The 12,620-nt window shown below is 69.3% G+C and carries 13 protein-coding genes; 5 read left to right on the plus strand and 8 right to left on the minus strand.

From position 1 onward, the window contains the following. Positions 1 to 43 precede the first annotated feature (43 nt). The 3 genes from ACFVSU_RS00465 to ACFVSU_RS00475 are packed head-to-tail and all read right to left on the minus strand — an operon-like array spanning position 44 to position 3,183. Positions 44 to 961: a carbohydrate ABC transporter permease gene (locus ACFVSU_RS00465; RefSeq protein ID WP_387136664.1), complete on the minus strand. Its 918-nt coding sequence runs from the start codon at positions 959 to 961 to the stop codon at positions 44 to 46. Beyond that, on the minus strand, positions 961 to 1,893 hold the full coding sequence (locus tag ACFVSU_RS00470) for a carbohydrate ABC transporter permease (protein ID WP_387136666.1): 933 nt from the start codon (positions 1,891 to 1,893) through the stop codon (positions 961 to 963). The genes ACFVSU_RS00465 and ACFVSU_RS00470 overlap by 1 nt, the downstream gene beginning before the upstream one ends. A 21-nt stretch (positions 1,894 to 1,914) precedes the next feature. Then, complete coding sequence (locus tag ACFVSU_RS00475) at positions 1,915 to 3,183, minus strand: ABC transporter substrate-binding protein (RefSeq protein ID WP_387136668.1); 1,269 nt, start codon at positions 3,181 to 3,183, stop codon at positions 1,915 to 1,917. A gap of 119 nt (positions 3,184 to 3,302) precedes the next feature. On the opposite strand from ACFVSU_RS00475, the gene ACFVSU_RS00480 reads away from it, so the two are divergent. Continuing rightward, positions 3,303 to 4,517, plus strand: a complete 1,215-nt coding sequence (locus ACFVSU_RS00480) for an ROK family protein (protein WP_387136670.1) — start codon at positions 3,303 to 3,305, stop codon at positions 4,515 to 4,517. Here ACFVSU_RS00480 and ACFVSU_RS00485 read toward each other — a convergent pair. The 3 genes from ACFVSU_RS00485 to ACFVSU_RS00495 all read right to left on the minus strand — a co-directional run bounded on the left by ACFVSU_RS00485 (position 4,510) and on the right by ACFVSU_RS00495 (position 7,881). Continuing rightward, complete coding sequence (locus ACFVSU_RS00485; RefSeq protein ID WP_387136672.1) at positions 4,510 to 5,415, minus strand: patatin-like phospholipase family protein; 906 nt, start codon at positions 5,413 to 5,415, stop codon at positions 4,510 to 4,512. The genes ACFVSU_RS00480 and ACFVSU_RS00485 overlap by 8 nt on opposite strands. Positions 5,416 to 5,688: 273 nt before the next feature. After that, a complete protein-coding gene (locus ACFVSU_RS00490) occupies positions 5,689 to 7,035 on the minus strand; it encodes a vanadium-dependent haloperoxidase (RefSeq protein ID WP_387136674.1) in 1,347 nt (448 codons plus the stop codon). Positions 7,036 to 7,152: 117 nt separating this feature from the next. After that, positions 7,153 to 7,881, minus strand: coding sequence for a hypothetical protein (locus ACFVSU_RS00495; RefSeq protein ID WP_387136676.1), 729 nt, complete (start codon positions 7,879 to 7,881; stop codon positions 7,153 to 7,155). On the opposite strand from ACFVSU_RS00495, the gene ACFVSU_RS00500 reads away from it, so the two are divergent. Continuing rightward, positions 7,856 to 8,224: a VOC family protein gene (locus tag ACFVSU_RS00500; RefSeq protein WP_387136678.1), complete on the plus strand. Its 369-nt coding sequence runs from the start codon at positions 7,856 to 7,858 to the stop codon at positions 8,222 to 8,224. The genes ACFVSU_RS00495 and ACFVSU_RS00500 overlap by 26 nt on opposite strands. Positions 8,225 to 8,289: 65 nt before the next feature. Continuing rightward, a complete protein-coding gene (locus ACFVSU_RS00505; RefSeq protein WP_387136680.1) occupies positions 8,290 to 9,954 on the plus strand; it encodes an ABC-F family ATP-binding cassette domain-containing protein in 1,665 nt (554 codons plus the stop codon). A 9-nt stretch (positions 9,955 to 9,963) separates the two neighbouring features. Here ACFVSU_RS00505 and ACFVSU_RS00510 read toward each other — a convergent pair whose 3' ends face one another. After that, the gene (locus tag ACFVSU_RS00510) at positions 9,964 to 10,314 is read right to left on the minus strand and encodes a LysR family transcriptional regulator (protein WP_387136682.1); all 351 of its coding nucleotides are present in this window, start codon (positions 10,312 to 10,314) and stop codon (positions 9,964 to 9,966) included. Between the two features lie 140 nt (positions 10,315 to 10,454). Next, positions 10,455 to 11,195, minus strand: coding sequence for an alpha/beta fold hydrolase (locus tag ACFVSU_RS00515; RefSeq protein WP_387136684.1), 741 nt, complete (start codon positions 11,193 to 11,195; stop codon positions 10,455 to 10,457). 123 nt (positions 11,196 to 11,318) lie between these two features. Here ACFVSU_RS00515 and ACFVSU_RS00520 point away from each other — a divergent pair, with 123 nt between their 5' ends. Next, positions 11,319 to 11,726 carry a VOC family protein gene (locus ACFVSU_RS00520; protein WP_387136686.1) on the plus strand — a complete coding sequence of 136 codons (408 nt, stop codon included), beginning with the start codon at positions 11,319 to 11,321 and terminating at the stop codon, positions 11,724 to 11,726. 99 nt (positions 11,727 to 11,825) lie between these two features. Further along, complete coding sequence (locus ACFVSU_RS00525) at positions 11,826 to 12,620, plus strand: SDR family oxidoreductase (protein WP_387136688.1); 795 nt, start codon at positions 11,826 to 11,828, stop codon at positions 12,618 to 12,620.

The following is a 12,620-nucleotide window of genomic DNA, read 5'->3' on the forward strand; positions in this document are numbered from 1 at the left end:
GGTTCGGGTTCGGTTCGGGTGAGGGATGACGGATGCCGCGGCCTCAGCCTTTGACGGCTCCCTGCGTCACGCCTTCCATGACCCATCGCTGGGTGAACAGGTAGACGATGATCGCGGGGGCCATCGCCATGAGATACGAGGCGAACGACACGTTGTAGTTGTTGCTGAACTGGGTCTGGAAGATGTTCTGGACGACCGGCAGCGTCTGCGATGCCGGGTCGGAGATGATGAGCGACGGCATCATGAAGTCATTCCACGATGCCAGGAATGCGAAGATCCCGACAGTGGCGCTCATGGGTGCGAGCAGTGGGAAGATCAGCCGCCAGAACGTCTGCCACGTCGTGGCGCCGTCGATACGGGCGCTCTCTTCGAGCTCCCCCGGGATCGACCGCAGGAACGCGGTGAACAGCAGGATGCTGAAGCTCAGCTGGAACATGATGTGCAGGATCGTCACGCCCACGGGGTTGTCGAGGCCGGCGAGGCCCGTCAGCTGGATCTGGGGGAGCGCGACCACCGGGAACGGGAGGAACATCGCCGCGAGCAGGTAGTAGAAGGAGTACCGGAAGAGCTTGCGGTCCCAGTTCCGCGAGATGGCGAACGACGCGAGCGCGGCCAAGATGATCGTGCCGGCGACCGAGAACGCCGTCACGAGCAGCGAGATCGTGAAGGCGCGGGGGAAGTTCGTCAGTTCCCACGCCGCCGTGAACCCGTCGACGCTCCACGGCGCCGGAAGTGAGAACGCATTGCCGTCGACGGCCTGCCCCTGCGTCTTGAACGCTGTCGAGATCGTGACGTACAGCGGGATCAGCACCGTGACGGCGCACAGGATCAGCACGATGGTGCCGGGCCAGTTCACGCGCTCCATCGCGAAGCGCGATCGGGCGGGCTTGCGGGCGGAGTCGCCGTCGAGCACACGCTCGGCGTTGATGTCCTCGATGGCGAGGGCGGCTTGCGTGGTCATCAGAACACGTTCCTTCCGCGGGTGAGACGGAGTTGGAGGAGAGAGAGGATCAGCGCGATGACGAAGAAGATCGTCGCGTTGGCCATCTGGTAGGCGTAGTCGCCGCCCGAGAAGCCGGTGAAGATCGTCATCGCGATGCTGCGGGTGGCCGTGCCGGGACCGCCGTTGGTGAGGCCGACGATGATGTCGTAGGCGTTCAGGAAGTTCTTGAAGCCGAGGATGACGTTGATCACGACGTATCCCGCGACGAGCGGCAGCGTGATCCGCAGGAGCTGCTGCGTCTTGCCGGCGCCGTCGATGTCGGCCGCTTCGTACACGTCGCCCGGGATCGAGAGAAGCCCCGCGATGTAGATCAGGAGCGTGCCGGGGATCGCCTGCCATGCGGTCACGATCACGATCGCGACCCACGCGAGGTCCGGGTTCGCGAGGATGCTCTCGCTCAGCCAGGGGATGCCCCACGCCTGCCCGAGCGCCGGCACCGAGTTTGAGAACAGGAAGTTGAAGACGTAGGCGATGATGATGCCCGAGATCACCATCGGGATCACGAAGATCGCCCGCAGCCCGGTCTTGAGTCGCACGCGGGAGACGAGCCCGACCGCGAGCAGGAACGCCACGGCGTTGACGACCATGACCGTGACGGCGGCGAAGCCGAAGGTGAAGAGGTAGCTCTGCAGGATGGCCGGGTCGGTGAAGACGGCGACGTAGTTGATGAGGCCGACGAACTCCCAGTCGCCGAACCCGATGGAGTCGGTGAAGCTGAAGAAGATCCCGATGATCGCGGGAATGGTGATCGCGAGCGTGAACAGGATGAGGGCCGGGAGCAGGAAGAAGTAATAGACCCCTTCCACGCGCCGGCGCGTGCGCGGCATCGTCGCCGCGCCGGTGCGCCGGCCGGTCTTGGGCACCGTGAGGGTGGCCGTGGTGGTTGCCATGAGTGCGTTCCCTTCGTCGCGCTATCGGCGCATCGCCAGTCGGGCCCAGTCCGCATCCATCACGCGCAGCGTGGTCTCGACGTCGGATCCGGTCACGATGCCCTGCATGTAGTTGTCGGTGGGGATGGTCAGGGGGATCGCCTTCGAGGCGCCCTGATAGAACTTCGCGGAGTCGTAGTACTCCTTCATGCCGAGGATGCGCTCGTCGGTGACGGGTGCGGAGTCGGTGGTGGTGCCGTAGCCGAGGAACGCGGCGTTGTACTCGTCCATCACGTCCTTCCGGAACAGGTAGCTCAGGAAGTCGCGCGCACCCTCCTTCTGATCGGATGCCTCGGGGATCCACGCAGCGAGGTCGATGTTGACCCGCACCCGGTTGTCGTCGGGGTCGTCGGTCATCGGCAGCGGGAACGTGCCGAGGTCGAGGTCGGGATTCGTCTTGTCGATCTCGCCGAACGCCCACGGCCCTTGCAGGTACATCGCGGCCTCGCCCTTCGCGAAGGCGAGGTTGCCGTCGCCGAAGCCCCGGCTGGCAGCATCCGTGTTCGTGTACTCGCTCGTGAGCTGCGTCATGCGCTCGACCGGCTCGGCCAGTGTCTTCTCGAACGACACCGGCGAGTCGGGGCCGACCTCCGTGCCGAGCTCGTTCATCTCGTCGTAGAACGAGGCGACGTCGACCTCGCCGCCGACGGCGTAATCGAACCATCCCTGGCCGACGGTCCACGGGTCCTTGAACGTGGCGTAGAACGGCGTGACTCCCGCCGCCTTCAGCGCGTCGCAGACCTCGACGAGCTCTTCCCACGTGGTGGGGACGTCGAGTCCCTGCTCTTCGAAGATCTGCTTGTTGTAGATGACCGAAGCCGCCATCACCGAGTACGGCAGCACGCTCGTGCGACCGGGGTAGGTGGCGTATTGGTCTACGAGATCCTGCACCTCGGGGAGGATGCGGTCGGCCTCGGGCATGTCGCTCAGGTCGCTGAGGGCGCCGCGCTCCATGAAGCGCGCCATCTCCATGTTGTAGTTGAGCAGCCCGAGGTCCGGCGGGTTGCCGCGCAGGAAGCCCGCCTGCAGGTTCGAAGACGTGTCGAAGACGACCTCGACCTCGTCCTGGCTCGCGTTGTACTCCTTGATCAGATCGCGGAAGTAGGGGATCGCCTCGGGCTTGCTGAGATGGAACCTCACCTCGGCCGGCCCGGTCGATGCGCCGGAGCACGCGACCAGGGACGTGCCCAGGATCGCGAGGGCGGCGCCCGCCGCGCTCGCGCGGCGGAGGAAGACGGATGCTGCAGGCACGTCGTTGTCCTTTTTGCGTGGGTTGTGGGGAACTGGTTGGTTCGAATAGTAGATTTACTCGCCGAATCAACTAGGTGTGGACCATAATGCTGAGGAACGCGTGAAAGGTCAAGACCTCGATGTCACAATCGCTGCTCACCCCGACGGCACTGCGCCGCGCAAGTCTGGACGCCATCCTCGGGTTCGCCTGGGACGCCGACGCGCTGACGGCCTCCGACGTGATCGAACACGTCGGGCTGACGCGGTCCACCGCCATCGACGTCGTCGACGAACTCGTAGAGCGCGGCCTGCTCGCGGAGCTGCCGAACGCCCGTGCCGTGGGGGAGTACCAGAAGGGGCGGCCGGCTCGACGGTTCGCCTTCCGCACGGACACGGGATTCGTGGTCGGGCTGGACGCCGGTCGCGCGCGCCTCACGGCGACGGTCGCGGATCTCCGGGGCGGCACGCGAGGTGTGAGCCATCTGGCCGCGGATGCCGCTCAGGATTCGGCGGAAGACCGGCGTCGCGACGCCGCGCGTGTCGTCGACGATGCGCTTTCGGGGGCCGGGATCACACGCACCGACGTCGTCGCGGTGTGCGTCGGCGTTCCCGCGCCCGTGGACCGGAATGGCTCGTCGCCTCCTCACCGCGACGATTTCTGGCACCGCATGAACCCGTCGTTCGGCGACCTCTTCGGCGAGTGGGCGCCGATCGTGCGGGTCGAGAACGACGCGTCGCTCGCGGCGGTGGCCGAGCGGGCGGTCGGTGCGGCCGTCGGCTACGACGACTTCGTGACGCTGCTGGCGGGGGAGCGCCTCGGCGCGGGGGTCTGGGTCGACGGGACGCTGCTGCGGGGTGCGCATGGCGGGGCGGCCGAGATGGTCGCCTTCGACCACGTCGCGGGCGTCGAGGGGGCGTGGGGGCTCGGATACCGGGTGGCCGAAGTGGCACGTCGTGCGCTCGCGAAGGGGTCGCTGCCGGCGTCGAGCGCGCTGCGTGGGCTGGACCCCGCCCAGGTCGACGCCAAGACCGTGCTCACGCTCGCGGCGGAAGGCGACGCGGGTGCGGCCCTCGTCGCGCGGCAGGTGGGAGAGACGCTCGCCGTCATCGCCGGTGTGCTGGGGAGCCTCTTCGATTCCCGGCGGATCATCGTGTCGGGCGCGGTCGCCGCCGGTGCCGGGCCGGTGATCGACGCCGCACTCGACGCGCTGCCGCAGGAGCTCGACCTGCCCGCACCCGAGATCGTCGCGTCCGACCTGGGCGCCGACATCGTGTCGGTCGGAGCCGTGCGCGCCGCCGTCGAGGCGGCGCGCACGGGTGCGCTCGATCTGCCCCGGTTCGCAGTCGCTAGCTGACTCGCCAGAGCTCAGCGAGCCGATCGGCCACGGTGAGGGCCTGGGCGTAGCCGGCCCGCGCCGCGGGGGGACGGGACAGAGGGTTCATCATGTTGTCGCCGAACGCGGTCAGCGAGGCGGCGTCGGGGAAGATCGTCTCGACGCTGCTTCCCTCGGCACGCAGCTGATCGACCTGCGTGGCCAGGTGCGTGCCCCACTCCACCGGGGTGAAGGATCGCCCGCCGAGAGGTGACAGCACCAGCACGCGCTCGTAGCCGGCCGCGAGGTCTGCGTTGTCGGCGTTGGACCGGTAGCCCCCGTCGATGTAGCGGGCGTCGCCGATGCCGTAGGCGAATCCGCCGGCGCAGCTCGCGGCCACCGCGTCCACGAGGTCGATCCCGCTGTCGCGATCGAACACCACGGGCGCGCCGCTGCGCGCGTCGACGGCGGTGACGACGACACGCTGCCGCGGCCAGAGAGCCGTCGGGAACCGCGCCGCGACGGTCGCCCGCCATTGCGCAGAGGTGATGGCCGCGGCATCCGTCTCGAGTTCCTTGCCCATCTTGCGGCGCCAGTCATCCGCATCCGATGCGTCGGCGATGATCGCCTTCATCCGGTCGAGATGACGTGACTGCAGGCTGGGCCCAGCGGGGCGAGCGCGGGTGCCGCCGGGAGCGGCGGGCGGCGGCGGGCGGGAGATGGTCGCGGCGAACAGATCGACGGGGGCGGTGCTGGTGACCTGCGCCGCGGCGGTGGACCCGGCCGAGGTCCCGACGATGAGGTCGGCGTCGGTCACGTCCAGTCCGGCCTCGGCGAGGCCGGCGATGACACCGATCAGCCAGGCGTTGCCTGCCGATCCTCCGCCGCCGAGGACGAGTGCCCGACGCGGGACGGGGTGAGGTGAAGATGCTGAGTTCATGGGAGTCGCCTTTCGCGATTGCGTGTGGGGGCTCCCGTACGGCTATCTCGGCCGTTCGATCGTGCGCTGCAGGAGAGCACCCCATGGGGATACTGCGTTCATGGGTCTCACCTCCCGTCGTCGATCACGATCGCCGGCAAGCCTCGCACGCGGACGTGTCGGCCGCAAGTCGGCAGACCTCGTCGTCCGCCCAGGCGCGGACCGGCGCCTGCGATCGCGCAGGCGCCGGTCGGTGATCTCGGGGTGTCGCCCCCGCACGCGTGCGCGAGGCCGTCAGTGGCCCACCGACTGGAAGTAGTGGGCCGCCGCGTACTGCGCGACGTTCAGGCCCAGCAGCTGGCCCTGGACGTCCGCGTGGTGGAAGTGCAGGCCCGCCCAGATGCGGGCGTCGATCAGCTCGGAGAGCGGCTGCGAGAACGTCTGGAACGTGCGCACCCTCGGTTCGCCGGCCACGAGCAGCGCGGACGTGCTCGTCATCTGGAAGCCGCCCGCGATGACGTCGCCGAAGTGCATGCGCAGGACGGCGGCGTAGGCGCCGTCGAGGCAATTGTGCCCGGACGGGTGCTCGGGGTACGGCGCCGTGATCAGTGCCGCCCACCCGGGTTCAGCGGTCGTGCCGCCGTTGCCGTCCTCGCCGGCGCGCGGGATCGCGTTCCACGGCCGCCAGAAGTCGTACGCGTACTTGTCGTTCCAGCAGGTGATCGCCGCGTCCGCACCGCTGAGGTTCTGCAGTGCCAGCAGCCTCGCGGCGTCGCCGGCGCCGAGATCGTTCCTTGTGATGAGCTGGCGCGCGACCTCGTTCCACCCGAGGACCGGCGCCCACTGCCACCACTTCGCGGCGTACGTCTGGTCAGGCGTGCGCGTGGATCCCGTCGCCCTGCCGAGAGCCTGCACCGCGTTCACCTCCGCCGCGTACTCGGGGCTGTCGAGCGCGAGCGGCGGCGCCGACTGGAACTGCGTCGCGCTCTCGACGAGGAACGGCTCGACGCCGCCCACCCAGGGGGTCGGGTCGAGGATCTCCTGCCCCGCCGTGTTGAGCAGTGGCGACCAGTGCCCGGCGCGGGGGTCGCGAACCCACTGCGACGGTCCGAATCGTCCGTCGTCCTGCCGCGCCTGGAGCATCGCATCGGCAGCGGCATGGCCCGCCGCGACGCCCTGCCTCTTGAACGCATCGTCGGCGATCGCGCCGAGCGACGTCGCGTACTGGGCATCCAGGCCGGCGAGCAACCCCGCCCTGCCGGGGAACGGAGCGATCTCGGGTGCGGTGGACACGAGGTTCGTGAGCACCTCGTACGCGGCCGTCGCCACGGCCGCCTCGACCGACGCCTTGGCCCCGAAGCGCTGCTTGAGCAGGTACGGCTGGTACTTCTTGGGTCCGATCGCAGTGACGGCGTCGTACACGGCGCCCTGCGTCACGCCCATGTTCAGCTGGTAGGCGGGCGGTGCGCCGCCATCGGGCCCGGGAACGGCGGCGAGCGTGTTCGCCGCCACCTCATTCCAATGGACGACGGCGGTGGCGTCGGCTGGTGTCGGCGGAGCGGCCGACGCCCCGGCGGCTCCGAGTGAGACCGACGCGATGAGCGCGGCCGCGATGATGGCGATGGATCGACGAGTGTTCATGACCAACCTCACAAGTGGGGATCTGAGGCACAGGCTCGGGTAGCCTGCCTCACTGTCCCACCGCATCGCGCGGCCGTCGATTGGGCATAGCCCTTAGGGAGAACCGGCGGCCTCCTCCTATGCGGGACACTCCGGCCCGCGCGGATACCCGCCGCCCTGGTCCGGGCACACGCCGACAGTGAGCAGGTGGGACTCGAGGAGATGCCGGCTGCCGCCGGCCACGGCGACCATCGGGTTCTCCGAAAGCCATACGGCGTAGACCACCGGCGACGTGAACCGCCCGCCCGACAGGAACGCGGCAGTGCCCTCTCTGAACGGCACGAGCAGTGCCGGGTGGCAGTCCCATCGCTCGATGCAGAGGCGCTCCGCACGATCGGCGATGTCCGAGCATGGCGACAGCCCGGCCGCTTCGCAGTATTGCGTCGCCCACGCCTCCAGGCGATGGGACCCGGCACCGGGCCGAAGGCCGAATCCGATCGGGTCGATCGTGACGAGGGCCGAGCCGGCGGGATCCGACCGAGGCGGTTTCGCCTCCTTCGTGGTCGGAGGCGCCGAGACCCCGAGCGGGGGAGTCGGCCCGGGTGGACTCGCGGAAGAGGGCGCGCTGCAGCCCGCCAGAAGCAGCACCGCCCCCAGCAACACGACCCATCGACCCCAGGCGAGCACGAGCATCTCCCCTTGGGCGTGACGGTAGACCCGCCGTCCCATGCGCACAAGATGATCGATACCGCCCCGGTATCGCATCGCGGACAGAATCTGTCCGGATCCCACGAAATGATCATCCTGCAAGCCCGCCTGACGTCCGAAGGAGGACCGAGCAATGGCCAGAGTCGTGTGGTTCGACATCCCCGTCACCGATATGACGCGAGCGATCGCGTTCTACGAGGCGCTCACCGAAGAGAACCTCATCCGGCTCCCGGTCGGGCCCGACAAGGAGACCGCCATCTTCGCCGCGGCAGACGGCGGAGCGGCAGGATGCCTGTTCGCCGCCCCCGAAGACACGCCCTCGCATTTCGGGTCGCGCGTCTACTTCGACGCGGGTCCCTCGATCGACAAGTGGCTGGCGCGGGTCGAGCCGGCGGGCGGAGGCATCCTCGTACCCAAGACCGAGATCACCGGCGGCCGCGGCGTCTACGCCTACATCGCGGACAGCGAGGGCAACAGGATCGGGCTCAACGCGCCGGCGTGAGCCCGGGTCGGTGTCGGGCGCATCCGCCGGTCGGCGCACTCTGTCAGCGCTGAGAGGATTGGCTGATGACCGCAACACTCGTGGCGCGCGGCGTGGCCGGCGGATACGGCCACCGCACACTGTTCGACTCCCTCGACCTGACCGTCGCACCCGGCGACGTCGTCGGCGTGGTCGGCGCCAATGGAGCCGGCAAGTCGACGCTGCTGCGCCTGCTCGCCGGCATCGACGAGCCGCAGGCCGGCACCATCTCGCTCGCTCCCGCGGACGCCTTCGTCGGCTGGCTTCCGCAGGAGCACGAACGCGTCGAGGGCGAGACCGTCGCCGACTACATCGCTCGCCGAACGGGGTGCACACAGGCGACGCGGGACATGGATGCTGCGGCCGCCGCGCTCGGCGACCCCGGGCTCGCTCCGCACGGCGTCGATCCCGCCGACATGTACTCGACCGCGCTCGACCGCTGGCTGGCCAGCGGTGCCGCCGACCTCGAGGAGCGGCTGCCCGCCGTTCTCGCAGATCTGGGACTCGATCTCGGTGGCACGCCAGCGGATGTGGCGACGATGACCGGGCTGTCGGGCGGGCAGGCCGCTCGCGTCGGTCTCGCGGCGCTGCTGCTCTCGAGGTTCGACATCGTGCTGCTCGACGAGCCCACCAACGACCTGGACCTCGACGGGCTCGAGCGGCTCGAGGCGTTCGTACGAGGCATCCGTGGCGGTGTCGTGCTGGTCAGTCACGACCGCGAGTTCCTCGCGCGCTGCGTGGCGCGCGTGCTCGAGCTCGACCTCGCACAGCACTCGAACCGCGTCTACGGCGGTGGCTACGACGCGTACCTCGAGGAGCGCGCGACGATTCGCCGGCACGCGCGGGAGAAGTACGACGAGTTCGCCGAGAAGAAGGCGGACCTGGTGGCGCGGGCGCGCACGCAGCGCGAGTGGTCGAGCCAGGGCGTGCGGAACGCGATGAAGAAGTCGCCCGACAACGACAAGATCCGGCGCAAGGCGAACACCGACTCGAGCGAGAAGCAGGCGCAGAAGGTGCGGCAGATGGAGAGTCGGATCGCGCGCCTGGAGGAGGTCGAGGAGCCGCGCAAGGAGTGGCAGCTCGAATTCACCATCGGCACGGCGCCGCGGTCGAGCACCGTCGTCTCGACGTTGAGCTCGGCGGTCTACCAGCAGGGCTCGTTCACACTCGGACCGGTGTCACTGCAGGTGAATGCGGGGGAGCGGATCGGCATCACGGGGCACAACGGCGCGGGCAAGTCGACGCTCCTGCGGGCTCTGCTCGGCCGGCAGTCGCCGAACGCGGGCGCGGCGAGCATCGGTGCGAACGTCGAGATCGGCGAGATCGACCAGGCACGGTCGCTGTTGGTGGGGTCGCAGCCGCTCGCGGCGGCATTCGGCGAGCTCGTGCCGGACATGGAGTCCGGCGAGGTGCGGACCCTGCTCGCCAAGTTCGGTCTGAAAGCGGATCACGTCGGCCGACCGGTCGACGAGCTCTCGCCGGGTGAGCGCACGAGGGCTGCGCTGGCCCTTCTGCAGGCTCGCGGCATCAACGTGCTGGTGCTCGACGAGCCGACCAACCACCTCGATCTGCCCGCGATCGAGCAGCTCGAGCAGGCGCTCGACTCGTACCGGGGGACGCTGCTGCTGGTGACGCACGATCGGCGGATGCTCGACGCCGTGCAGCTCGACCGCCACTGGCGCGTCGAGGCCGGGCGCGTCACCGAGCTGTAGCCGCGACCGCTAGCGCCCCTGGCGCTTCTTGTAGGGCTTCGGCTGGCCCTTCACGATGGGCGCACGGCCTTTGCCCTTGGAGGCCTTCGCCTTGCCGCCCCCGGGAGCCTTCGGTGCGGTGACGGGAGCCGGGGCTTGCGCGATCCGAGTCCTGGCCTCCTCCAGCAGGAGCACACCCGCCGGGGTCAGCGACCAACTCGGCTTGCTGCGAGTGAAGAGCGGATGCCCGACCTCCGCTTCGAGCTTGTCGATCGTCGAGTACAGCGACGCCAAGGGGACGCCGAGTGAATCGGCGGCACGCGGAACATGCAGTTCCTGGTCGACGATGGCGGCGAACCGCTGCAGCTCACTGATCTTCACTGGCGACCTTCCGTGCATCGAGGGACAGGTCAAGTCTGCCGCAGCCACCGCCGCCGCTGCGATGCGCGCGCCGGTTCAGCGGCGCGCGGTGGAGGCGGCGCCCCGAAGATCGGACCATCGTCCGGGGCGCCGCCGGTCCGTCACGCGGCGATCTCCTGAGAAGCCACGTACGCCTTGCCCGCTTCTGCGATCGTCGCAGCCACGGCCGCCGGCTGCGACACCGAGATCGCGTGCGATGCGCCGGCGATCTCGTGGGTGCCGCGCGAGCCGGCACGCTCCGCCCCGGCGCGGTGCACCGCGACGGGGATGTTGAGGTCCTGATCGCCGAAGACGTGCCATGACGGGATGTCGCGCCAGGCCGGCCGATCCGTCGGGAGGCCGTCCGACAGCGCGGCCTGCGTGACCGGGCGCTGGGTCGCTGCCATCAGCGCGGCCACCTCGGGCGAGACATCGGCGGCGAACTGGTGGTGGAACAACTCGGGACGGATGGCGAACTCATCGCCGCCCCCCGTCACCGGGTACGCCGTGAGTGCGTCGCCGAGCGTACCTCCGGGGGCGCTGTTCGACAGCTCGAACGCACTCTGCCCGGTCTCGGGGACGAACGCCGCGACGTAGACGAGCCCGACGACGGCCTCGTTGCCCGCGGCTGCCTCGGTGATGACGAGCCCGCCGTACGAGTGGCCGACGAGGACGATGGGGCCCTCGATCGACGCGAGGACGTCGCGGACGTACGCCGCGTCGCCGGCGAGGCTCCGCAGCGGGTTGGCGACCGCGATCGCGCGGACGTCGTGCTGCTGCAGCTGGGCGATGACTCCGTTCCACGACGACGACTCGGCGAAGGCGCCGTGGACGAGGACGATGGTGGGCTTCTGAGCGGTCATGTCGAGTTCCTTTCGAGGGTGGGGTCTTGCGGTCTTGTGAGCTAGGACCGGGTGGGGCCCGGACTTGTGACAGGGACCGCGTCGATGGAGGCGCACGTCACGGGCATCGGGGAGACTGGCCCGATGCCCCTCCTCGATCACCTCGGCATCACCGTGGAAGACCTGCCCCGCGCGGTCGCCCAGTTCGATCCCGTGCTCACGGCGCTCGGCATGGAACGCACCGACGGCGACAACGGGGTCGCCTGGTACGTGGACGACGAGACGGAACTGATCCTCTTCCCCGCGCGGGTTCCGGGGACCGGCCCTCATGTCCACGGCTCGGTCGGCTGGCAGCATCTCGCGTTCGCCGTGGACTCCCGCGACGACGTCGATCGGCTCCACGCCATCGCGCTGGGCGCGGGGTGGAGCGCGGTGCGCGATCCGAAGCCGTACCCGCGGTTCAATGAGCGCTACTACGCCTCCTTCGTCGAGGACGACAACGGCATCCGCATCGAGTTCATGCACAACCCTCCGAAGGCTCCGGCCGGCTGATCCTGCACATTCTCCGCGGACCTGTCACAGATCGCCGAGTCATCCGGTCTCAGCTGTGACGCGCGCGTTCCGCGCGCGACGAAGCAGAGAGGGTTCGACATGAGGATCGCTGTCATCGGGGGAACCGGACTGATCGGCTCGAGGGTCGTCACCGCGCTCGAGGCCACGGGGCACGAGGTCGTCGTCGTGGCGCGAGCGGTGGGCGTGAACTCCTTCACCGGCGAAGGGCTGGAGCAGGCACTCGAACAAGTCGAAACCCTCGTCGACGTGTCGAACTCGTCGTACACGGACGAGGCCGGTGCACGCGAGTTCTTCTACGGGTCGACGCTGAATCTCCTCACCTACGGCGCCGCCGCCGGGGTGGCGCATCACGTGGTGCTGTCGGTCGTCGGCACCGACCGGCTCGCCCGCTCCGAGGGCGGCTACTTCCAGGCGAAGGCCGAGCAGGAGCGTCTGCTGACGGCATCCGGTCGCGCCTTCTCGATCGTCCACGCGACGCAGTTCTTCGAATTCATCCGCAGCATCACGGATGCCGCGACCCGCAGTGGGATCGCGCACGTCGCCGATGCCCTCATCCAGCCCATGGCCGCCGACGACGTGGCCGCCGCAGTGGCCCGCGCCGCGCTCGCACGACCCACCGGCGGGATCACGGAGCACGCGGGACCGGAGGTCTTCGAGCTCGGCTACCTCGCGCAGCGCGAGCTGCGGTTCCGACGTGACGAGCGCGAGGTCGTCGCCGACCCCCTCGCGACCTACTTCGGCGCGCAGCTCGACCGCTTCGAGCTGCTGCCCGGCGCAGGCGCCACCCTCGCGCCGACGCGCTTCCACGACTGGCAGATCGCTCCCGGCGACGCGGGCGACGCGCTGCTGCCGTCCGTGGCGGGCGTACGCTGA

The organism is Microbacterium sp. NPDC058062 (assembly GCF_042885375.1).
Lineage (GTDB): Bacteria > Actinomycetota > Actinomycetes > Actinomycetales > Microbacteriaceae > Microbacterium > Microbacterium trichothecenolyticum_C.

Bases quoted from the DNA above. Each gene is read 5' to 3' on its own strand.
- ACFVSU_RS00490 (WP_387136674.1), bottom strand. From the start codon at position 7,035: ATGAACACTCGTCGATCCATCGCCATCATCGCGGCCGCGCTCATCGCG.
- ACFVSU_RS00480 (WP_387136670.1), top strand. From the start codon at position 3,303: ATGTCACAATCGCTGCTCACCCCGACGGCACTGCGCCGCGCAAGTCTG.
- ACFVSU_RS00485 (WP_387136672.1), bottom strand. From the start codon at position 5,415: ATGAACTCAGCATCTTCACCTCACCCCGTCCCGCGTCGGGCACTCGTC.
- ACFVSU_RS00495 (WP_387136676.1), bottom strand. From the start codon at position 7,881: ATGTCGAACCACACGACTCTGGCCATTGCTCGGTCCTCCTTCGGACGT.
- ACFVSU_RS00520 (WP_387136686.1), top strand. From the start codon at position 11,319: ATGCCCCTCCTCGATCACCTCGGCATCACCGTGGAAGACCTGCCCCGC.
- ACFVSU_RS00500 (WP_387136678.1), top strand. From the start codon at position 7,856: ATGGCCAGAGTCGTGTGGTTCGACATCCCCGTCACCGATATGACGCGA.
- ACFVSU_RS00470 (WP_387136666.1), bottom strand. From the start codon at position 1,893: ATGGCAACCACCACGGCCACCCTCACGGTGCCCAAGACCGGCCGGCGC.
- ACFVSU_RS00465 (WP_387136664.1), bottom strand. From the start codon at position 961: ATGACCACGCAAGCCGCCCTCGCCATCGAGGACATCAACGCCGAGCGT.
- ACFVSU_RS00505 (WP_387136680.1), top strand. From the start codon at position 8,290: ATGACCGCAACACTCGTGGCGCGCGGCGTGGCCGGCGGATACGGCCAC.
- ACFVSU_RS00525 (WP_387136688.1), top strand. From the start codon at position 11,826: ATGAGGATCGCTGTCATCGGGGGAACCGGACTGATCGGCTCGAGGGTC.
- ACFVSU_RS00515 (WP_387136684.1), bottom strand. From the start codon at position 11,195: ATGACCGCTCAGAAGCCCACCATCGTCCTCGTCCACGGCGCCTTCGCC.